General features: G+C 34.3%; 23 protein-coding genes. 19 read left to right on the plus strand and 4 right to left on the minus strand.

Going from position 1 to position 20,299, the window contains the following annotated elements; all coding sequences use genetic code 11:
* Positions 1 to 150 precede the first annotated feature (150 nt).
* The 3 genes from lpdA (at position 151) to C8C85_RS02270 (ending at position 3,427) form a co-directional block, all read left to right on the plus strand.
* The gene (gene lpdA, locus C8C85_RS02260; protein WP_116795621.1) at positions 151 to 1,539 is read left to right on the plus strand and encodes a dihydrolipoyl dehydrogenase; all 1,389 of its coding nucleotides are present in this window, start codon (positions 151 to 153) and stop codon (positions 1,537 to 1,539) included.
* A gap of 156 nt (positions 1,540 to 1,695) precedes the next feature.
* Positions 1,696 to 2,610, plus strand: a complete 915-nt coding sequence (cysK, locus tag C8C85_RS02265; RefSeq protein ID WP_116795622.1) for a cysteine synthase A — start codon at positions 1,696 to 1,698, stop codon at positions 2,608 to 2,610.
* A gap of 430 nt (positions 2,611 to 3,040) precedes the next feature.
* Positions 3,041 to 3,427, plus strand: coding sequence for a cupin domain-containing protein (locus tag C8C85_RS02270; RefSeq protein ID WP_116795623.1), 387 nt, complete (start codon positions 3,041 to 3,043; stop codon positions 3,425 to 3,427).
* A gap of 284 nt (positions 3,428 to 3,711) precedes the next feature.
* On the opposite strand, the gene C8C85_RS02275 is transcribed toward C8C85_RS02270, so the two are convergent.
* Positions 3,712 to 4,164, minus strand: a complete 453-nt coding sequence (locus C8C85_RS02275; RefSeq protein WP_116795624.1) for an Lrp/AsnC family transcriptional regulator — start codon at positions 4,162 to 4,164, stop codon at positions 3,712 to 3,714.
* Between the two features lie 153 nt (positions 4,165 to 4,317).
* Here C8C85_RS02275 and C8C85_RS02280 point away from each other — a divergent pair, with 153 nt between their 5' ends.
* Positions 4,318 to 5,478, plus strand: a complete 1,161-nt coding sequence (locus C8C85_RS02280) for a histidine decarboxylase (protein WP_116795625.1) — start codon at positions 4,318 to 4,320, stop codon at positions 5,476 to 5,478.
* A 108-nt stretch (positions 5,479 to 5,586) separates the two neighbouring features.
* On the opposite strand, the gene C8C85_RS02285 is transcribed toward C8C85_RS02280, so the two are convergent.
* Positions 5,587 to 6,855 (minus strand): NRAMP family divalent metal transporter, encoded by a 1,269-nt coding sequence (locus C8C85_RS02285; protein WP_116795626.1) that lies wholly within the window; start codon positions 6,853 to 6,855, stop codon positions 5,587 to 5,589.
* A gap of 170 nt (positions 6,856 to 7,025) precedes the next feature.
* Between C8C85_RS02285 and C8C85_RS02290 the strand changes: the two genes are divergently transcribed.
* The 7 genes from C8C85_RS02290 (at position 7,026) to C8C85_RS02320 (ending at position 12,186) form a co-directional block, all read left to right on the plus strand.
* Positions 7,026 to 7,484, plus strand: a complete 459-nt coding sequence (locus C8C85_RS02290) for a hypothetical protein (RefSeq protein ID WP_116795627.1) — start codon at positions 7,026 to 7,028, stop codon at positions 7,482 to 7,484.
* 57 nt (positions 7,485 to 7,541) lie between these two features.
* Positions 7,542 to 8,174: an SGNH/GDSL hydrolase family protein gene (locus C8C85_RS02295; RefSeq protein ID WP_116795628.1), complete on the plus strand. Its 633-nt coding sequence runs from the start codon at positions 7,542 to 7,544 to the stop codon at positions 8,172 to 8,174.
* Between the two features lie 160 nt (positions 8,175 to 8,334).
* Positions 8,335 to 9,126 carry a serine O-acetyltransferase EpsC gene (gene epsC, locus C8C85_RS02300; RefSeq protein ID WP_116795629.1) on the plus strand — a complete coding sequence of 264 codons (792 nt, stop codon included), beginning with the start codon at positions 8,335 to 8,337 and terminating at the stop codon, positions 9,124 to 9,126.
* Position 9,127: 1 nt separating this feature from the next.
* Complete coding sequence (gene cysM / locus C8C85_RS02305) at positions 9,128 to 10,015, plus strand: cysteine synthase CysM (RefSeq protein ID WP_116795630.1); 888 nt, start codon at positions 9,128 to 9,130, stop codon at positions 10,013 to 10,015.
* Positions 10,016 to 10,158: 143 nt separating this feature from the next.
* Entirely contained in the window at positions 10,159 to 11,145 is a 987-nt protein-coding gene (locus C8C85_RS02310; protein WP_116795631.1) for an aldo/keto reductase, read from the plus strand.
* Between the two features lie 16 nt (positions 11,146 to 11,161).
* Complete coding sequence (locus C8C85_RS02315) at positions 11,162 to 11,716, plus strand: hypothetical protein (protein ID WP_116795632.1); 555 nt, start codon at positions 11,162 to 11,164, stop codon at positions 11,714 to 11,716.
* Positions 11,717 to 11,754: 38 nt separating this feature from the next.
* A complete protein-coding gene (locus C8C85_RS02320; protein ID WP_116795633.1) occupies positions 11,755 to 12,186 on the plus strand; it encodes a hypothetical protein in 432 nt (143 codons plus the stop codon).
* Between the two features lie 86 nt (positions 12,187 to 12,272).
* On the opposite strand, the gene C8C85_RS02325 is transcribed toward C8C85_RS02320, so the two are convergent.
* Positions 12,273 to 12,683, minus strand: coding sequence for an OsmC family peroxiredoxin (locus C8C85_RS02325; RefSeq protein ID WP_116795634.1), 411 nt, complete (start codon positions 12,681 to 12,683; stop codon positions 12,273 to 12,275).
* Positions 12,684 to 12,893: 210 nt separating this feature from the next.
* Between C8C85_RS02325 and C8C85_RS02330 the strand changes: the two genes are divergently transcribed.
* From C8C85_RS02330 to C8C85_RS02360, 7 genes are all read left to right on the plus strand, one after another.
* Positions 12,894 to 13,949 carry an AI-2E family transporter gene (locus C8C85_RS02330; RefSeq protein ID WP_116795635.1) on the plus strand — a complete coding sequence of 352 codons (1,056 nt, stop codon included), beginning with the start codon at positions 12,894 to 12,896 and terminating at the stop codon, positions 13,947 to 13,949.
* A 97-nt stretch (positions 13,950 to 14,046) separates the two neighbouring features.
* Positions 14,047 to 14,451, plus strand: a complete 405-nt coding sequence (locus C8C85_RS02335) for a hypothetical protein (RefSeq protein WP_116795636.1) — start codon at positions 14,047 to 14,049, stop codon at positions 14,449 to 14,451.
* Between the two features lie 160 nt (positions 14,452 to 14,611).
* On the plus strand, positions 14,612 to 15,025 hold the full coding sequence (locus tag C8C85_RS02340) for a hypothetical protein (RefSeq protein WP_116795637.1): 414 nt from the start codon (positions 14,612 to 14,614) through the stop codon (positions 15,023 to 15,025).
* A gap of 307 nt (positions 15,026 to 15,332) precedes the next feature.
* A complete protein-coding gene (locus tag C8C85_RS02345; RefSeq protein ID WP_116795638.1) occupies positions 15,333 to 15,797 on the plus strand; it encodes a hypothetical protein in 465 nt (154 codons plus the stop codon).
* 89 nt (positions 15,798 to 15,886) lie between these two features.
* Positions 15,887 to 17,299, plus strand: a complete 1,413-nt coding sequence (gene rlmD / locus C8C85_RS02350) for a 23S rRNA (uracil(1939)-C(5))-methyltransferase RlmD (RefSeq protein WP_116795639.1) — start codon at positions 15,887 to 15,889, stop codon at positions 17,297 to 17,299.
* A gap of 62 nt (positions 17,300 to 17,361) precedes the next feature.
* Entirely contained in the window at positions 17,362 to 17,877 is a 516-nt protein-coding gene (locus C8C85_RS02355) for a DUF6452 family protein (RefSeq protein WP_243412031.1), read from the plus strand.
* Positions 17,849 to 18,682 carry a DUF6048 family protein gene (locus tag C8C85_RS02360; protein WP_116795641.1) on the plus strand — a complete coding sequence of 278 codons (834 nt, stop codon included), beginning with the start codon at positions 17,849 to 17,851 and terminating at the stop codon, positions 18,680 to 18,682. The genes C8C85_RS02355 and C8C85_RS02360 overlap by 29 nt, the downstream gene beginning before the upstream one ends.
* Before the next feature lie 83 nt (positions 18,683 to 18,765).
* Here the strand turns inward: C8C85_RS02360 and C8C85_RS02365 are convergent, their stop codons facing one another.
* A complete protein-coding gene (locus C8C85_RS02365; protein WP_111409186.1) occupies positions 18,766 to 19,002 on the minus strand; it encodes a hypothetical protein in 237 nt (78 codons plus the stop codon).
* A gap of 322 nt (positions 19,003 to 19,324) precedes the next feature.
* Here C8C85_RS02365 and C8C85_RS02370 point away from each other — a divergent pair, with 322 nt between their 5' ends.
* A complete protein-coding gene (locus tag C8C85_RS02370) occupies positions 19,325 to 20,227 on the plus strand; it encodes a hypothetical protein (protein WP_116795642.1) in 903 nt (300 codons plus the stop codon).
* Positions 20,228 to 20,299 lie beyond the last annotated feature (72 nt).

Raw genomic sequence — 20,299 nt, forward strand, 5'->3', positions numbered from 1 at the left:
CAAAATGTCAAAAAACTTTGTTCTTGCTAAATTTTCCCATAATCAAATAAATCCTTAAATTCGCAATCTCAATTTATTACGATAACATTAAAAGAAATGAGTTTTCACAAATTCATTTCACCATTAAAAAACAAATAAAAAAACTTTGAAATGAAATACGATATTATAGTTTTAGGAAGTGGACCTGGAGGATATGTTACAGCAATTAGAGCCTCTCAATTAGGATTTAAAGTAGCTGTAGTAGAAAAAGAAAACCTTGGTGGTGTATGTTTAAATTGGGGATGTATTCCAACTAAAGCATTATTAAAATCAGCTCAGGTTTTTGATTACTTAAAACACGCTTCAGATTACGGATTGACTGTTTCATCATTTGATAAAGACTTCCCGGCAGTGGTTCAACGTAGCCGTGGGGTAGCAGAAGGAATGAGCAAAGGAGTTCAATTCTTGATGAAAAAAAATAAAATTGATGTAATTGATGGTTTTGGAAAGCTAAAACCTGGAAAAAAACTAGACGTTACCGATAAAGACGGAAAAGTCACTGAATACAGTGCAGACCACATTATCATCGCTACTGGAGCTCGTTCACGTGAATTACCAAACCTACCTCAAGATGGTGTAAAAGTAATTGGATACCGTCAAGCAATGACATTGCCAACACAACCAAAATCTATGATTGTTGTAGGTTCTGGGGCTATTGGAGTGGAATTTGCACATTTTTACAACTCAATGGGAACTGATGTAACCATCGTAGAATTTATGCCAAATGTAGTTCCTGTAGAAGATGAAGATATCTCAAAACAATTTGAGCGTTCTTTGAAAAAAGCCGGAATCAAAATTATGACCAACTCTTCAGTTGAGCGCATTGACACTACTGGTGCAGGAGTAAAAGCATTCGTTAAAACTGCAAAAGGTGAAGAAGTTCTGGAAGCTGACATTTTATTGTCTGCTGTTGGAATCAAAACTAACATCGAAAACATCGGATTGGAAGAAGTTGGAATCGCTGTTGACAGAGATAAAATCTTGGTAAACGCTTACAACCAAACAAATATCCCAGGATATTATGCAATTGGTGATGTAACTCCAGGACAAGCATTGGCTCACGTAGCTTCTGCCGAAGGAATTAACTGTGTGGAGAAAATTGCAGGAATGCACGTTGATCCTATCGATTATGGAAACGTTCCTGGCTGTACATATGCAACTCCAGAAATTGCTTCTGTAGGATTAACTGAAAAGCAAGCTAAAGAAAAAGGATACGAATTAAAAATTGGTAAATTCCCATTCTCTGCTTCAGGAAAAGCGAAAGCTGCTGGAACTCCAGACGGTTTTGTAAAAGTAATTTTTGACGCTAAATACGGCGAATGGTTAGGATGTCACATGATTGGAGCTGGAGTTACAGATATGATTGCTGAAGCAGTTGTAGCACGTAAACTGGAAACTACAGGACATGAAATCCTAAAATCTATTCACCCTCACCCAACAATGAGTGAAGCGGTTATGGAGGCTGTTGCTGATGCATACGGAGAAGTAATCCACTTGTAATAAAACATTTTTTTATAAATTTAAAACCCGATTTGAATATTTCAAATCGGGTTTTTGTTTTAATCAAAAAATCAGATTTTCAACAAACAATAATCTTGATTCTATTTTGCTAATCTCTATAGGTTAAGTATATTTACTATCAAATATGAAAAGACTATGATATACAATAACATACTAGAAACCATTGGTAATACGCCACACGTAAAAATCAATAAATTATTTGGTCCTGATACAAATGTTTGGGTGAAACTTGAAAAAACAAATCCAGGTGCCAGCATCAAAGACAGAATTGCTTTGTCTATGGTAGAAGATGCAGAGCAAAAAGGATTACTGCAAAAAGGAAGTACCATAATCGAAGCCACATCTGGAAACACTGGTATTGGCCTGGCTATGGTAGCCGCAGTAAAAGGATATAAACTAATCTTGGTAATGCCCGACTCGATGTCTGTAGAAAGACGCCGATTGATGAGCATTTACGGAGCCGAATTTGTGCTTACTCCCCGAGAATTTGGTATGAAAGGTGCTCTTGCAAAAGCTGAAGAAATAGCAAATGGAATTCCAAATTCATGGATACCTCTTCAGTTTGACAACCCGGCAAATATTGAAGTCCATAAAACTACGACTGCACAGGAAATCATAAAAGCTTTTCCTGATGGATTGGATTATCTGATCACAGGAGTTGGAACAGGCGGTCACATCACAGGCTGTGCCGAAGTACTAAAACAGCATTTTCCAAACCTAAAAGTTTTCGCTGTAGAACCAGAATTATCTCCTGTTATAAGTGGGGGAACGCATTCACCCCACCCTATTCAAGGAATTGGAGCCGGATTTATACCAACCAATTTGCATACTGATATTCTGGATGGAGCAATTCAGGTAAGCAAAGACGAAGCTTTTGAATATGCCCAAAGAGCAGCCAAAGAAGAAGGTATTCTTCTGGGGATTTCTTCTGGTGCTTCTTTGGCTGCCGTGGCTAAAAAACTAAAGCAAATTCCTTCTGGCTCGAAAGTACTGACCTTTTGCTACGACACTGGAGAACGTTATTTAAGTATTGAAGGTTTATTTGAATAAAAAACAAATCCCACATATATCAAACCAATTTGCGAAAGCAGATTGGTTTTTTTTTGACTTTATCATTCTATATCCAACAAAAAATCAACTTCCTTAATTTCACTACATTAATTAAAAATCATTTTAAAAAAGAATTCAGTTTTTAAAATCCAACTCTATATTTTTTGTAATTTAGTAGGCCTCAAAAAAAGAGGAAATTGCTTCTCAAAAAACAATCAAATGAATTGCTCGGCAAAAAAGCTTTTTTAAATAGAACAAACTATTAAAAAGGCTGGTGACAAACACGAACTGCTGGAACACACCCTAACCTAACTAGACTGTCCTTGTCAATTCGACTACAAAATATTCTCAATAAAACCATCTGACTACTCTAAAAACAAAAAGTGTAGATCAATTAAATTCAAAAAAGTTTGACTTAAATTTAAATGAGATGAAAACAATTAAAATATTTTTAATGAATGCCTTTTTTTTCGGACTATTCCTGATTCAAAGCACCAGTTTGTATGCACAAGACCCAATAAAAGTAGCGCCAAATGTGTATAAAAAAGTGTTACTTGAAAATGACAAAGTAAGAGTTTTGGAAGTTGTATTTGCTCCGGGCACAACAACCGCATGGCACAGTCACCCGAACCATTCAGTCTATGCTTTGACTAGTGGCAAAATTCAGATCACCGACAAAGGCAAACCAGCGACGACTATAGATGTCAAAATGGGAACTGCAATGTATCTCCCAGCCGTAACGCATATGGCAAAAAATATTGGAACCACCACTTTAAAATTAATAGTGACGGAAATAAAGCCTGCAAAAAAAATGTAATAACTATTTTTAAACAAAGCAATTCATTTTTCCCTTTTTGGGCAACAATTTAAGAATCCATAAAATCTGATTCCTTTTTAAGAGTCAGGTTTTTTTTTATGGTGTGTCCTTGTTGCTAGCTATACTCTGCAAATAGGATAATTTGTTAAGCAACAAGGTCAGGCTATCCACTGTATTCCCGATTAACAAAAACTACGGCAAAAAAGCCTTGTTTTTCTAAATCGGGAGATGCCGTTCCTATCCTTCACACAAAAACATCAGATGCAATTACAAAATCTTCAGTTTTATAAGTTATAGGCAAAATCATTTTTGATTTCTTCCATCACAAAAGAACTTTGCACATTCGAAATCCCTTTTATAACCGACAATTTATCGATGACAAACTTTTGATATTCATTCATATCATTGACAGCCACTTTCAACAAAAAATCATAATTCCCAGACACGTGATAACAACCCGTAATTTCGGGCAGTACAAGAATATGCTGTTTAAAATCATCAATCAATTCCCGGGAATGCACCGCCAAAGTCACTTGACAATACACACTTATTGATTTTCCAATTTTGGTAGCATCCAGTAAAGCCACATAATTTTTGATATAACCTTTTTGCTCCAATTTTTTAATTCTCTCAAAAGTGGGTGAAACGGACAAACCTACTTTTTCGGCGATTTCTTTTGTGTTTTGTTTTGCATCCCGCTGCAAAAGCATCAATATTTTTTTGTCTATCGAATCCATCTCAGAATAATTATATGGTTTTAAAAAAAGTAAGCATTAAATACAATACCTAAAAACTGAATTGTGATTCAAAATTAGAATTATATTTTGAATATAATCTAGTATAAAGAATATTAAATCATTAAAAGTACATTTACAGTAAAATCAAACAGTATGCTACCTATTTCAGAATCATTATCCGAACAAGACAATCAACGCTTATTTGAGTTAGAACAATACATAGAAAATGCCAGAGATAATTTCTTGGGCTATCCTGTATCCAAAGATTTTGATTATTCAGAAATCAATCATTTTTTCAAATATCCAATCAATAATCTGGGCGATCCTTTTGAGGACTGCACTTACAAAGTTCAAACCCACGAACTCGAAAGAGAAGTGGTTGGCTTTTTTGCCAAATTATTTCGCGCCAATCCAAAAGATTATTGGGGCTACGTAACCAATGGAGGCTCCGAAAGTAACTTATATGGATTGTATCATGCCCGAGAATTATATCCAAAAGCGATGGTCTATTACTCAGAATCGACCCATTACAGCGTACGCAAAAACATTCACTTACTCAATATTCCGAGCATTGTAATTCGCTCACAGGAAAATGGCGAAATTGATTATGTCGATTTTGAAAATACCCTAAAAATGAATCGTCATAAGCCAGCAATTGTGCTTACCACTTTTGGCACAACTATGAAAGAAGCCAAAGACGATGTTTCAAAAATCAGGGATATTCTAAAAGGATTGGCCATACAAGACAGTTACATCCATTGTGATGCGGCCTTATCCGGAAGCTACGGAGCTTTTATGGAACCAAGATTTCCTTTTGATTTTAAAGATGGTGCTGACAGTATTTCAATCAGTGGTCACAAATTTATAGGCTCCCCTATTCCAACTGGTGTTATTATCACGAAGCGTTCTAATAGAGATCGAATTTCAAAAGGAATTTCGTATATCGGTTCTTTAGACACCACTATTACTGGATCTAGAAACGGTCATTGTCCGTTGTTTTTATGGTATGCCATAAAAAAACTGGGTATTGAAGGTTTAAAAAATCGTTATTTACACAGCTTGGAAGTAGCCGAATACTGTGAACAAAGACTAAAAAACATTGGAATCGCTGCTTGGAGAAATCCGAATTCCATAACAGTGGTTTTCCCAAAAACAGCTGAAGAAGTAAAATCAAAATGGCAATTGGCAACCGAGGGCGACATCTCCCATATTATTTGCATGCCCAATGTAACCAAAGAACAAATTGACCTATTCATCAATGACGTAGAAAATTGCATTGAAAACCCCGAAGAAATCGCAGAATTCAATTTCTAGATTTACATTTCGTTTGCAAAAGTTTGAGAAATTTATCTTTATACATTGATTATTAATTCTGAAAAATCCAGCCTCGAGTGAATTTGTGGTTGGATTTTAAGTATTGTTTCAACTTTCAAATTGAAAATAAAGTAACAATACCGCTGCCAAAGACATTATAATCAAAGCTATAAATCCTAAAACATTGGTTAACCATCCATTTACAAATTCACCCATAATTTTTTTGTTATTGGAAACATGCAAAATGATGGCAATCAAAACAGGAGCTGTCAATCCATACAATATTGCGGTATAGATCAGCGCTTTGACAGGTGAAATTCCAATATAATTCAGAGACAAACCAAGCAATAATGACATTGCGATAATGACGTAAAATCCTTTTGCTTCATGGAATTTTTTATCCAATCCTTCCTCCCATCCAAAAGTTTCGCTAAAAATATAAGACAGTGAACCACTCAATACCGGAATAGCAATTAGTCCAGTTCCTATAACTCCTATTGCAAAAAGCAAATAAGCCATATTTCCCGCCAAAGGTCTCAAAGCTTGCGCTGCTTGTTCCACTGTATCAATTTGATGAACACCTCCCTTAAACAAAACCGTTCCTGTTGTAAGAATAATAAAATACATCACCAATCCTGAGAAAGTCATTCCAAAATCGACATCTTGCCTCATTTCATGAATGATTCTTTTGTTAACCATTAAATGTTTTTTCTTATGCTTCATTTCCTCAACCTCAACTGAAGCTTGCCAGAAAAAAAGATAGGGTGAAATTGTTGTTCCCAAAATACCAACAAGGATTGCAATAAAATCTCTATTCCACTGAATTGTTGGAACAAATGTGGCTTTTATAATAGTCCCAAAATCCTGTTTATACAAAAAGGGAACTATAAAATAAACCAACATTACAATACATAAATATTTAAGCACTGAAGCTATTTTTTGATATGGCAAATAGATAATAAGTCCTAAAAGCAAAATAGTAAAAAAGACACTAAAAAAAGACGCCTCAATAGAAGGAAAAAGTAAATTCCCTACAGCTCCCATGCCCGCAATATCAGCTCCAATATTCATAATTATGGCAGGAAAACTAAACAAAAGCATCAAGTATAAAACGGGTCTAGGATAATTTTTCTTTAAAGTTCCCGTAAGTCCTTGGCTAGTTACCAAACCAATTCTCGCACACATTTGTTGTATGGCTGCCATCAACGGGAAAGCAACAATAGAAGTCCATAAAGTTGTAAGTCCATAGGCAGCACCCGCTTGTGAGTAAGTTGCAATTCCAGAAGGATCATCGTCACTGGCGCCTGTAACAAGTCCAGGCCCTATTAATCTCCAATAGTGAGCGATTCTTTTTCTCAATACATTTTTATTGTTCATTCAAGAATTTTATAATTATTTAAAAAAGCACTAATCCATTTTGACAACTTTATTTTCAACTATTTCTTGCTAATTTACATGTTTTAAACCATTGTTTCAATTCTAAATAAATCCAAATGAAAAATAAATTGTACTTTAGTTTTATAATTTTCAATCATTAAAACCTAAAAATGAAAATCAAACTATCTCTACTATTTATTGCGATAATCAGTTACTCCAACGGTATTAGCCAAAATAAAACCAAACATAATGATTTGCCAATTATCGGAACTTGGGAACTCATTTCGGCAACATCAACTCAAAAAGATTCTACTTTTTCTACTTTTGATTCAAAAGTAAAAATGATCAAAATTATCAATCCGGACCATTTTGCATTTTTCGTTCACGATTTGACTATGGGTAAAGAACCCAATCCAAAATTTTCTGCTGGTGCCGGTAGATATACTTTGGTAAATGATAACTACACTGAATATCTGGAATATTTCTCCAACAGAGCCTGGGAAAACAACAAATTTGAATTTAAAGTCTCCATAAAAAATGACACTCTAATCCAACAAGGAGTTGAAAAAGTAGAAAAACTGGGCGTTGACCGAATAATAACCGAAAAATACAAACGCATAAGAAACTAATCATTATTGTAATTTTGAAACAAATTATAAGGCCATTTCAATTGCAACCCACTATTTATGGAAAGAAAAGAAAAAATCCTCGACTGGGGGTATTTAAACAAATACAAAATCGAGAATGAACAGATTTTAGCTCCATCTTCTGGAGAAAAACGGATTGTGTTCTTTGGAGATTCCATAACCGAAGGCTGGAAAACCATTCATCAAGATTTTTTTGTTGGCAAATCATATATCAACAGAGGAATTAATGGACAAACCACTTCACAAATGCTCTTGCGTTTTAGACCGGACGTAATTGAACTGAAACCCAAAATTGTCGTTATTTTGGCTGGAGGAAATGATATTGCAGGAAATACTGGACCAGCAACACTCGAAACAATTCTAGGAAACCTCATATCTATGTGCGAATTGTCCAAAGTAAATAACATCAAAGTCATTTTATGTTCCATCCTCCCCGCCAATGATTTTCCTTGGAAACGAGGAATGGAACCCGCCAATAAAATTGAAGCATTGAATGAAATGATTCTGAAATATGCCAAAGCAAATAACATCCCGTATGTAGATTATTATTCGGCTATGGCGGATGAACGAAAAGGCTTAAAATCCGTTTATTCAGAAGATGGAGTTCATCCAAATAAAGAAGGCTATCAAGTTATGGAACCAATTATTGAAACAATCATTGGTTATTTGTAATTAATGTGATATAATTTCAAAAAAATAGCGATTCTGTAATATCCTTTCAAACCCAATTGTCTCAATGGTTATTAACCTAATTCTTTAGTTAATCATTGTTATTTTTTCTGAAAAACGCCTTACTTTTATCCTTTCAAAAATAACATTCAATTTCATAATCATGACCAAAGATCTGATTGTTCAAAATATTAGCGCTTCAAAAAGTCATTTTTCTATAAATTATAGTATAAAGACCAAAACGGAAGCCTTTACCGAAAAACTTTTTTACACTTTATTTGATTCTAATGCGCCACTCGACGAAAGTATTGATGAGTTAGAAAAACAATTTAAAGAAATAGCTTCTTTGGCCTGCAAAAAAGCACAAGATTCCTGTGAAAGTGCCTGGGGGAATTTTTTACACAAACTGCCCTCCGTACTCGAAAACCTGAACAAAGACGCCTCATACATCCTAGAAAATGACCCGGCATCCAATAGTATTGAAGAGATTTATCTTGCCTATCCTGGATTTTATGCCATTGCCATTTACAGATTAAGTCATGAACTGTATTTGTTGGATTTGATGCTTTTTTCAAGATTAATGAGCGAATATGCACACCGAATTACGGGAACCGATATTCATGCAGGAGCTACAATCGCATCTCCTTTCTTTATTGACCATGCCACTGGAATCGTAATTGGCGAAACCACCGTTATTGAAAAAAATGTAAAAATATATCAAGGGGTGACTTTGGGAGCGTTGAGCGTGAGTAAAGACATGAAAAATTCAAAAAGACATCCTACCGTTGAGAAAAACGTTTGCCTATATGCCAATGCAACCATTTTGGGAGGAACGACAATTATTGGAAAAAATAGTATTGTAGGTGGAAATTCATGGGTAACCAAATCTATTCCTGAAGATTCAATTGTATTGAACACCACTACAACCGAAGTTAAAGTAAAAGAGAAAAAATAAAATGAAAACCTATAAATTAGTAGAATTAATCGGGAATACCCCATTGGTAGAAACAACCCGTTTAGTTGCAAACAAAAACGTAAAACTTTTATTGAAACTTGAAGGTGATAATCCTGGAGGAAGTGTAAAAGACCGCGCGGCCTACAATATGATTGCATCAGCCATTGAAAGAGGAGATATCAAAAAAGGAGACAAATTAATTGAAGCAACAAGCGGCAACACCGGAATTGCTTTGGCCATGATAGCCCAATTATTCAATATAGAAATCGAGTTGGTATTACCCGAAGATTCAACTATCGAGCGCACTCAAACGATGGAGGCTTATGGTGCGACAGTTATCCAGACTCCAGCAAGTTTAGGGATAATTGGCTCTAGGGATTACGCGGATAAAAAAGTAGCCGAAGGCGGCTATGTAATGCTAAATCAGTTTGCCAATAATGACAACTGGAAGGCCCATTATAAAACTACGGGACCCGAAATATGGAATGATACAGACGGAACCGTTACCCATTTTGTCTCGGCAATGGGGACTACAGGAACGATTATAGGAACTTCAACTTACTTGAAAGAGAAAAATCCAAAGATTCAAATCATTGGGGCACAGCCTAGCGAAGGTTCACAAATTCCGGGTATTAGAAAATGGCCAAAAGAATATTTACCTAAGATTTTTGATGCCTCAAAAGTAGATACCACAATTGATGTCAGCGAAAAAGAAGCCCGCGAAATGACAAAAAGACTTGCCAAGGAAGAAGGCATTTTTGCAGGTATGAGCAGCGGAGGATCGGTGGCTGTAGCCGTAAAAATTGCCAATCAACTCGAATCGGGTGTGGTTGTCGCCATCGTCTGCGACCGTGGAGACCGTTATTTATCTTCTGATTTATTTGACTAAGAAAAGTTTCTAAGTTCCTGAGACACTAAGCATCTAAGTTTTTCTTTAAAACTTTTAAATCTCAATAATTTAGAAATAAACATCCTAAAAAAATTAGAAAAAATCTCAGAAACTTAGCTTCTTAGAAACTTAAAAATAAAAAAATGAACTATCGTAAACTAGGAAAAACCAATTTCAATATTTCAGAAATAGCACTTGGCACTTGGCAAGTAGGCGGAAAATGGGGTTCTCCCTTTAATGATAAAACCGCAGACGAATTAATCAATACCGCCATTGATAAGGGTGTGAATTTTATTGACACTGCCGATGTTTACGAAAATGGATTGAGCGAAACAGCCGTGGGAAGAGTGGTTCGTTCCCGTTCAGAACGCATTTATATCGCGACAAAATGTGGTAGACAGATCAATCCGCATGTAAATGAAGGCTATCAACCCAAAGTATTGCAAAAATACGTTGAAGACAGTTTGAAAAGAATGGGATTGGAAACACTAGATCTTATTCAGTTACACTGCCCACCAAACCAAGTATTTTACCGTCCGGAAATTTTTGAAATGTTCGACCGCTTAAAAGAACAAGGGAAGATTTTAAATTTGGGCGTCAGTGTAGAAAAAGTCGAAGAAGCCTTAAAAGCTATTGAATACTCTAATGTAACGACAGTTCAGATTATATTTAATCTTTTTCGTCAACGTCCTTCTGAATTGTTTTTCAAAGAAGCACAAAAAAAGGACATCGGAATTATTGCAAGAGTGCCACTGGCCAGCGGATTATTGACCGGATTATTTGATTCCAAAACCACTTTTGGTGAACAGGACCATAGAAATTTCAATCGTGAAGGAGCGGCTTTCGACAAAGGAGAAACGTTCTCCGGAATTAATTATGAGTTGGGATTAAAAGCCGTTGAAGCCTTAAAAGCACTTTTTCCAGAAGCTACTAACTTAGCTCCTATTGCCCTGCAATGGATTCTGAGTTTTAACGAAATCAGCTGTATTATTCCGGGAGCATCAAAACAAAGCCATGTTTTATCTAATCTTTCTTTATATGATATACCTAAACTGACTCCAGAAAAAATTTCTGCAATGAATGCCATTTACGAGCAGTATATCAAACCACAAGTGCATCAGCTTTGGTAATCTATCCAAATAGTCTATGAGAGAATGTATCAAACGAAATATAAAAGGTAAAACTGTATTATTGTTATTTATACTTTGTAATACCGTGTATGGTATTATGCTTATAATAACGATTCCTGAGATAATGAAATTTTCTGGAGACATGAAAATCTTGGATATGATGCCAACCGGTTATGATGTTCAATATGTCAGCACACTTTTTAACACTTTGGGAACTACTGGTAGAGATTCGTACTTGTACCATCAGCTCCCATTAGATTTGATTTATCCTTTCCTTTTTGGAATTAGTTCCTGTTTGATACTCGCTTATTTTTTAAACAAATTAGGAAAACTTGAAAGTTCATTATTCTATTTGTGTTTACTCCCTCTATTATCTGGTTTATTCGATTATGGAGAAAACATTGGAATTATAAATATGCTGAAAGATTATCCCAATATTAGCACATTACAAGTTCAAACCACAAGTTTCTTTACTGTTGTAAAGAGTGTATTCACCACCATTTACTTTATCATTCTTATCATTACTTTATTGGCATTAGCCAAAAACAAACTTTTTACAAGAAAGGTTTAAAGCTAGTAGCTTAATTCTAATTTTCAAAAAAACACAAAATGTTCAATAAAGCAAATTTTAAAGAATGGTTTGATCGTTATAAATACTCCGAATTGGCAGCCACTAGCGCCGCTTTGATTGCATCACAATTCAGCAGGATTTTTAGCGGATTGACAACAGCGTATTTGATTACGTTTGCCGAATATTTTGCTTTTTATGGAGTTATGATTTATAGGTCATACAAAACACATAAACTTCACAATGAAAAAACAACTCTAAAGGGAATCATGTACTTAATTCGGAATTTATTTCTCGAATTTGGTTATCCTGCTGCTTTGGATTTCTTTTTTATCCGCCCGTTTTGTATGTATTGGATGCCAATATTAACAGGCAGTTATTTCATCGGAATTATTTTAGGAAAAATAACAGCAGATAGTTTTTTCTACTTTTTATCCATCGTCAATTACGAATGGATTAAAAAGAAAGGGTAAGACTTTTTAAAATCAAGGAATTATATAAAACAACAAAAGGTTCGGTTAAACAGTAAACCGAACCTTTTGATATTTTTGTTAAATGACTAAACCAAAGTCGCTGCTGAAGTAATTTCGGTATTGAATAGTTTTGAAATCGGGCAATTCTTTTCCGCTTTAGTAACTAATTCTTGAAACGTTTCGTTTGAAATACCACTTATTTTAGCATTCACGATTAAGTGTGAACCGATAATAGTTCCGTCGACTAAATTAATAGCGCATTTTGTTTCTATACTATCAATTACCGCAGTGGTTTCGCCAATAAAAGCCGTTAGTTGCATCGTAAAGCAACCTGCATGTGCCGCCGCAACCAGTTCTTCCGGATTAGTGCCTACGCCTTCGGCAAATCGAGATTTAAATGAATATTGGGTGTTTTCTAAAGTTGTACTTTGTGTCGTTAATTTACCGGCGCCTTCCATCAGGGAGCCATTCCAAACTGCGGTTGCATTTCTTTTCATGATAATAGTCTTTTTAGTTTACTCAAATTTAGGTTTTAAATGAAAAATACATTTTTAAAAACATCTTTTTTAACGAAAATTTAATAATGAATAGCAACAAATAATTCTGTCTCCAAAATATTTTGTAACTTGTAAATCAGTTATTTACATACTTTATAATCAATAAAATTTAATAGAAGAAGAAACAGCAACAGTCAAATTCAGTCTAATATGATACCCATTCCACCCGATTTTTCTAAAAAAACTAATGCTTTGGAAGTTTTTCAGTATCTGTTCATTACATTGGTAATTTTGTATTTTGGAAAATCTTTATTCATTCCGTTGAGCTTTGCTTTACTTATCAGTTTTATACTTTATCCTGTTTGCAAATGGATGGAACAAAAAGGAGTAAACTTTAATGTAGCGATTGGACTTTCCTTAATTGCAGTAGCGCTTTTATTTACTATCATACTATTTCTCCTTTTCTCACAAATTTTAGAATTTTCAAATGAATGGCAAACTTTGGAAACAAAATTAGAAGAGACCATTAACCAACTGAGTGTGTTTTTAACCAATCAATTTGGAGTAAACGAAGAAAAACAAATGATCTACATAAAAAACACGCTAAACAATTCAGGTTCACAAATATTCACTTTCCTTAAAAACGCTGTCTATTCTTTCTCGGAATCACTATTTTATCTTTTAATAGTTCCCATTTTTTCGGCACTGATATTATTTTATCGTCAATTGTTAGTTGAGGCATTATACCATATTTTTCCTCTGGACAAAAAAGAAATGATTCGCGAAATTATCTTTGAAACTATTCATGAATACTACAAATTTATAAAAGGGATGCTCGTAGTTTATGTAATAGTCGGGCTTTTGAATAGCATTGGACTTCTTATTATCGGCATTCCCTATCCATTCCTTTTTGGGTTTACCGCTTCTGTACTTACCTTTATACCTTATGTGGGCATTATGGTTTCGTCGCTGTTACCAATTACAGTAGCTTGGATCACTTTTAATTCCATTTGGTACCCTATTGGAGTTATCTTAGTCTTTTCGCTGGTGCAAGTACTGGAAGCTTATATTATATTTCCATACGCTGTAGGGAGCCGCTTGAAAATTAATACACTCGTAATTCTGATTATGGTCATTGCAGGAGGCATTCTATGGGGAACTGCGGGGATGATTTTATTCATTCCATTTATTAGCATTTTAAAACTAATAGCAGACCGAACAGAAAGTCTTAAATCTCTATCACTGTTATTGAGTGATGGAAAATAATTTCAATAGCAATTTCAATGGCAATATTTAAATTATTATTTTCAAAATTGACGCAACCTTTCATTTAAATAGCCATCTATTTATCAAACAAACAATTATGAAAAATATAAAGTTTTTATTTATCGCGTTTAGTATATTCTTATTCAGTTGCAATAATGATGATTCATCCACAAAAGAAACAGAAACTAAGAATATAACGAAAATGTATGATGAAATCATTTCGGCCTCCATGGCTAATACCACTCCATGTACTAACCCAGCAGAATGGTCTTTTGCGGCTATTGGTTCAAAAGCATGTGGAGGTTCAACAGGATATATTACGTATTCCTTAAAAATTAATGTTCCTGAGTTTCTAAAAAAAGTAGAAAACTATACCAATGCACAAGCAACCTTTAATAAAAAATGGGGAATCATGTCTACGTGTGAAATAATACTGCCTCCAACTGGAGTAGATTGCGTTAATGGAAAACCAACATTGGTATACTCTGATTTGGATAATTAAGGATTAGCTAGAAACTAATTAATTCTCGACATTAAGCCTCTTAATATTTTTAAATCCCAAATCTCTCCATACATCCCCTGCCTCCGATTACAGCGTAAATACTTGATTTTTAGGCGATTTTAAAGCCGAATTCCTTAAAAACAATAAAAAACAAAATATTATGAAAAAAATTATCATTTATGGATTTCTTACTTTGATTGGAATTTTTATGATTTCTTGCAGCACTAGTGAAAATGAGGATCCTATAGGAAAATGGGATGACAATATTAAATTATCTCAAAAGACAGCAACTCTAAATCCCAATAAGAATTCTATTACTATTACAACCGAATCTACATCTTGGTGGTTAAGTGGCATTTCTTTTAACAATAATAATATTGATTTGATAAATGTTGACAAACTTTCTAAAAATTTTGTCATTACAAATTCTGATTTCCAAGTTGAACGCAAAGAAGACGGAAAAAAAATTATTATTACATTAAACCAAAACAATACTAATTCTGAAAGAATTCTAGTTATAAGTATGCAAAATGGCGACTATTATGATGGAGTGAAAATAATACAAACCAAATAAAAAACTACCAGCAACAACTACAGCAGATTTGGGTAATTTGCTTAATGGAAAGTTGGTTTTGTATTTGGGATGATATTGCAAATCCAATAATGGGCTTAATTTAGTCCCAAACCAACTGTAATACCAGAACGTTCTGGAAGTATTATAACACTTGCCCAGAAAGAGCGACCAACGGAAGCTCATTTCCAGGCTTAGTGATGTTACTTCTAAGACGAGAATTTAAAGCGAAAAGCGGGATTAGGCTCTAATAAAGAGAAAACTATACTTTAATTCGCTAACTTACGTTCTTATAGAAACTTATAATAGTATGAAGAACGTAATTATAATAGGCTGTGTTTTCTTGTTGATAGGATGTAAAACTAAAACCGTAAATGGGAAACAAATAGGAAAAAGTGTTGAACCGACAGAAATGAACACTGCCGATGAAGCGCAAAAAAACAAAGCTTACGAGTTAGGGAAAAGAGTTTTGATGACCTGTAATGACATTAAATTCAAGCCTTTTACACAAAGTGAAGCCACAGATAAGGTTATTGCCAAATCCACACCCGAGAACATCAAAAAAATTTGCGTAAAATACAGCCTAAAATATGGTCTTTTCAAAGATCTTGAATTCGTGGAAATGGTTCCAAACAAAACCGACAATACAAATGTGTTTCGATTTAAGGCTCTTTTTGAATATACTAAAGCAAATAAGGAAATGAGGGTAACGATGAACTCGGAAAATAAAGCTTCGGCAATTTCGACCAAAGACTGGAAGGATGAATTTGAGTAAATGGTTGCGGGCATTGGATAATTATACCATTTATTAAAAAAAATCAGAATTAAAATCCAAAAATAAATCCAAAGCCTTATTTTTGCGCTATGGCTAAGAAAAATACAGACAAAGTTGTCTTTCATCAAATAAAAGTCCTTGATGCTGGTGCAAAAGGCGTTTCGGTGGCAAAAGCTCCCGATGGAAAAGTAGTTTTTATCCCAAATGTTGTTCCCGGGGATGTTGTTGATGTGCAAACTTTCAAGAAGCGCAAGGCTTACTATGAAGGGAAAGCGGTTCATTTTCATGAATTATCGGAGCATCGTGTGGATCCAATTTGCGAACATTTTGGTGTTTGTGGCGGATGCAAGTGGCAAAATATGAAATACAGTCAACAGTTGATCTTTAAACAAAATGAGGTAAAAAATCATTTGCAACGCATTGGCAAAATTGAACTTCCTGAATTTGAGCCAATTTTGGGTTCTGAAAAACAGTTTTTTTATAGAAATAAAATGGAATTTTCGTTTTCGAACAGCCGTTGGTTGACCGAAGATGAAATCGGAAGCGAAGAAGATTTAGGTAACCGAAATGCCCTTGGTTTCCATATTCCAAAAATGTGGGACAAAATCTTGGACATCAACAAATGTCATTTACAGGAAGATCCTTCGAATGCAATTCGTAATGAAGTTCGCGCCTTTGCCAATGAGCATGGTTTAACTTTCTTTAATCCTAGAGCCCATGAAGGTTTACTAAGAACTTTGATGCTGAGAACGGCTTCAACTGGAGAAATCATGGTTTTGATTCAGTTTTTTGAAAATGACAAAGCCAAAAGAGAATTAATCCTTGATCATCTTTACGAGAAATTCCCTCAAATCACTTCTTTACAATATGTCGTTAACAATAAAGCAAACGACACTTTATATGATACCGACATAAAATTATATAAAGGAAGAGATTATATCCTTGAAGAAATGGAAGGATTAAAATTTAGTATTAATGCTAAATCTTTTTACCAAACCAACTCGGATCAGGCATACGAATTATACAAAATAACTCGTGATTTTGCTGGTCTTACCGGTAATGAAATTGTTTATGATTTATATACCGGAACTGGAACTATTGCGCAATTCGTATCCAAAAAAGCTAAAAAAGTTATTGGAGTAGAAAGTGTTCCAGACGCCATTAAAGATGCAAAAGCCAATGCTGTACGCAATGAAATCACTAATTGTGAGTTCTTTGTGGGAGATATGAAAGTTGTTTTCAATGATGCTTTCATAGCACAGCACGGACATCCTGACGTAATTATTACTGACCCACCAAGAGATGGTATGCACAAAGACGTAATTGAACAAATTATGAAAATTGCTCCTGAAAAAGTTGTTTATGTAAGTTGCAACTCGGCTACACAAGCTAGAGATTTGGCTTTAATGGACGAAAAATACAAAGTAACACGAGTGCGACCAGTGGATATGTTCCCGCAAACGCATCATGTTGAAAATGTTGTACTTTTGGAAAAACGATAAGCCTCACCCCTTAACCCCTAAAGGGGAAGAAAATAAATATGAAAAAAATAATTGCATTTTTAATGATTCTTGGTTTCGCCTCTTCCAGTTGCGAACCAGATGATATTTGTGATCCAAGTACACCCACCACCCCAAGAATGCTTATCCAATTTTTCGATATTTCGAATCCTTCAGTTAGAAAAAACGTGACGAATTTAAAAGTTATCGGTGAAGGAAAAACCGAAGGAGTGGTTTTTAATCCGTCTGGAATTGATGAAGCTAAGTATTTAACAAGTGCGGACAGTATACTGCTCCCATTGAATACAGATGCCGATATTGTAAAGTATAAATTTATTCTAAATTCCGGCAATAAAAATCCTCTCTTGGTGAATACAGACAACCTAGAATTTAAATATACCAGAGAAAGTAAATATGTATCTAGAGCTTGCGGTTTTAAGACCATTTATGATCTGGATTCAGTAAACCCTTTCGTACTATCAGATACAACACCTGCCGACGAAATGTGGATTCACTATGTAATAGTCGCAAAAAATAACATAACATCCGAAAATGAAACAATTATTAAAATATTCTTTTAGTATTTGCTTTTTGTTGTCACTGTTATTTGTACAGGCACAAGAAAAAACGACTACCACAACAAGTACGGAGCAAGATGTAAAAATAACGGAAACTAAAAATGTTACACCAACAAAAAAGAATCCAGAAAAAAAACTCGAAGCTGCAGCAACAGACACCATAAAACCCAAAACAGATCGCTATGGTTTGATTGTTGGTGCTGATATAAACAAAATTGCACGCTCTATTTATGATTCTAATTACAATGGAATTGGATTTACCGCAGATTATCGATTGACCAAAAAATACTATTTGTACGGAGAAATTGGTAGTGAAGAAGTCACAGTCGAAGATCCATTATTGAGCACCACAACCAAAGGCTCTTATCTTAAAGTAGGTTTTGATTATAATGCATACACCAATTGGCTGGATATGGAAAACCTTATTACGCTAGGTGTACGTTATGGTTTTAGTACATTTAACGAACAATTAAATAACTATCTTATCTATAATCCACATCCTTATTTTGGACAATCGGGATTGATAGATTCCGGAAAAAAATACGATGGATTAACAGCTAGTTGGGCTGAAGTCGCTGCTGGAGTAAACGTAAAAGTCTTCAACAATATTTATGTTGGCTTTAGTTTACAATTGAAAGTATTGGTAACAAATTCTGAGCCTGGTAACTTTGAGAACCTTTATATCCCAGGATTCAACAGAACTTATGATGGTAATTTTGGAGCAGGTTTTAACTATACCGTTTCCTATTTTATCCCTATTTACAAAAAGAAAGTTGTACCTGTAAAAACAACACCAAAGAAGAAATAAGTCAAAATTTAATTTAATAAAAAAGGAGTAAAACTGAGTTTATCGATTCAGTTTTACTCCTTTTATTTTTTAGTCTAAGTCGATTATCCGATTTCTTTAATTCCTTTTACAAATAACCAAGACATGAATAGTTTTTCACCGTCTTTGGTTTTGGCAGCTTGAAATTTTGGGGACAAAAGCGTTCCTGCTATAAAAGCCGTCATTGGAATCCAAAATCCAGAAAGATTGGTATACTGTTCTACCAAATAACGAAATGATATAAACAATATGGCAAAGCAACCTAGATTGTATAGAAATGCTCTTACTTGTAATTTTGTCATTTTATTGTATTTAAATATATTTTTTCAAAATTAGATGAAAATCTAGATAATTCTAAGTAATAACCACTATTTATTTTGAGCTTTAGTTTTATCTCGAAAAAACCGTTCAATAAATAAAACTTTAACAATAATTGACTTAAGTCTTTTTCCTATTGTTTTTTTGCACTAATTTTATATTTTATTAAAATTAAAATCATAAGCAACTAACTTACAACTACATACAAATAATTTTCCCCAGATTTATAATTGCATTCCATTTTAATCATCAGTAGATTAAAATTAGTTAAAAAAAAATTCATCATAATTTTAAAAAAATAATACTATGCCGATTGATTTTTCTATTACTAGCGCAGTAACATCAAGTGGAAGAACAGCTTTCAATGCACAAAGCATTAATTCAACTGAAACAAAATTCAATATTGGGAATAAAACCAGATATGAAGGGAATGTTGGACTATTCAATACTTCAGTTACTGCAGGACTGGCCTATAAACCGGAAGATTATAGTGCAGAATATGGTTTTTGGGCCTATTTTATCTATCCAACTGCCATGGCAGAAAGTTCAGGTTCATTCAAATGTTTGAATACATATGATAGAGCGCAATTTACTTTTAGCTTTATGCAGTATGCCGCACATGTCCCAAATGGAGATTTTATAAAATTTTTCAGAAAGCTATTGCAATTACCTAATGCAACCGATTATTTCCCAAAATTAGTTTTATCCAATAACAGGATTTTTTATAAATCTTCCAGTGGGGTACTTTCTCCTTTAGAAAATGATTCGAGTTCACAAGCACTGATGGATTATCTCAATCCAACACTAAATGATATAGAAAATCAAGAATTAATTTGTGCTGCACGATTTGTTCACTGGGCCACAAATGATCCCAATCATCGAAAAACTCAAGTTGAAACAGCAATTGATATGTATAAAGAAAATATGAAGTCCTATAATAAACGATATGGGTTAAACAATGTTCCTGCAAATGTCTGCCAAATGATTTGTGATATTCGACACCAAGGAAGAGCCACGAGTGACCGTATTGCACTGGCAATTAACACCAATGGAAACTACGACAAAGCCTTTTCTAACTTATGTACAATAGGCAACACTAATTATCAAACCAGAATAAATACAGTACGAAATACAATAAAAAAATTAACAGATATAGGCAAGTTCTCGATGAAATATGATGCTAATAGCGGTGAATTTGTAACAATTTAACAATGGATAAAACTTCATAAGCCAAGAAGGGACTTATATAGTAAGCTAAAAAACAACTATAATCTTACGGAA

Origin of the sequence: Flavobacterium sp. 103, assembly GCF_003096795.1 — a bacterium.
Taxonomy (GTDB): domain Bacteria; phylum Bacteroidota; class Bacteroidia; order Flavobacteriales; family Flavobacteriaceae; genus Flavobacterium.

Excerpts from the sequence above, each read along its gene's own strand:
- rlmD (WP_116795639.1), top strand. The coding sequence starts at position 15,887 with ATGGCTAAGAAAAATACAGACAAAGTTGTCTTTCATCAAATAAAAGTC.
- C8C85_RS02370 (WP_116795642.1), top strand. The coding sequence starts at position 19,325 with ATGCCGATTGATTTTTCTATTACTAGCGCAGTAACATCAAGTGGAAGA.
- C8C85_RS02295 (WP_116795628.1), top strand. The coding sequence starts at position 7,542 with ATGGAAAGAAAAGAAAAAATCCTCGACTGGGGGTATTTAAACAAATAC.
- C8C85_RS02360 (WP_116795641.1), top strand. The coding sequence starts at position 17,849 with ATGAAACAATTATTAAAATATTCTTTTAGTATTTGCTTTTTGTTGTCA.
- C8C85_RS02325 (WP_116795634.1), bottom strand. The coding sequence starts at position 12,683 with ATGAAAAGAAATGCAACCGCAGTTTGGAATGGCTCCCTGATGGAAGGC.
- C8C85_RS02275 (WP_116795624.1), bottom strand. The coding sequence starts at position 4,164 with ATGGATTCGATAGACAAAAAAATATTGATGCTTTTGCAGCGGGATGCA.
- C8C85_RS02270 (WP_116795623.1), top strand. The coding sequence starts at position 3,041 with ATGAAAACAATTAAAATATTTTTAATGAATGCCTTTTTTTTCGGACTA.
- C8C85_RS02365 (WP_111409186.1), bottom strand. The coding sequence starts at position 19,002 with ATGACAAAATTACAAGTAAGAGCATTTCTATACAATCTAGGTTGCTTT.
- C8C85_RS02320 (WP_116795633.1), top strand. The coding sequence starts at position 11,755 with ATGTTCAATAAAGCAAATTTTAAAGAATGGTTTGATCGTTATAAATAC.
- C8C85_RS02345 (WP_116795638.1), top strand. The coding sequence starts at position 15,333 with ATGAAGAACGTAATTATAATAGGCTGTGTTTTCTTGTTGATAGGATGT.
- cysK (WP_116795622.1), top strand. The coding sequence starts at position 1,696 with ATGATATACAATAACATACTAGAAACCATTGGTAATACGCCACACGTA.
- C8C85_RS02315 (WP_116795632.1), top strand. The coding sequence starts at position 11,162 with ATGAGAGAATGTATCAAACGAAATATAAAAGGTAAAACTGTATTATTG.
- C8C85_RS02340 (WP_116795637.1), top strand. The coding sequence starts at position 14,612 with ATGAAAAAAATTATCATTTATGGATTTCTTACTTTGATTGGAATTTTT.
- C8C85_RS02355 (WP_243412031.1), top strand. The coding sequence starts at position 17,362 with ATGATTCTTGGTTTCGCCTCTTCCAGTTGCGAACCAGATGATATTTGT.
- C8C85_RS02285 (WP_116795626.1), bottom strand. The coding sequence starts at position 6,855 with ATGAACAATAAAAATGTATTGAGAAAAAGAATCGCTCACTATTGGAGA.
- cysM (WP_116795630.1), top strand. The coding sequence starts at position 9,128 with ATGAAAACCTATAAATTAGTAGAATTAATCGGGAATACCCCATTGGTA.
- C8C85_RS02335 (WP_116795636.1), top strand. The coding sequence starts at position 14,047 with ATGAAAAATATAAAGTTTTTATTTATCGCGTTTAGTATATTCTTATTC.
- C8C85_RS02330 (WP_116795635.1), top strand. The coding sequence starts at position 12,894 with ATGATACCCATTCCACCCGATTTTTCTAAAAAAACTAATGCTTTGGAA.
- lpdA (WP_116795621.1), top strand. The coding sequence starts at position 151 with ATGAAATACGATATTATAGTTTTAGGAAGTGGACCTGGAGGATATGTT.
- C8C85_RS02280 (WP_116795625.1), top strand. The coding sequence starts at position 4,318 with ATGCTACCTATTTCAGAATCATTATCCGAACAAGACAATCAACGCTTA.
- epsC (WP_116795629.1), top strand. The coding sequence starts at position 8,335 with ATGACCAAAGATCTGATTGTTCAAAATATTAGCGCTTCAAAAAGTCAT.
- C8C85_RS02310 (WP_116795631.1), top strand. The coding sequence starts at position 10,159 with ATGAACTATCGTAAACTAGGAAAAACCAATTTCAATATTTCAGAAATA.
- C8C85_RS02290 (WP_116795627.1), top strand. The coding sequence starts at position 7,026 with ATGAAAATCAAACTATCTCTACTATTTATTGCGATAATCAGTTACTCC.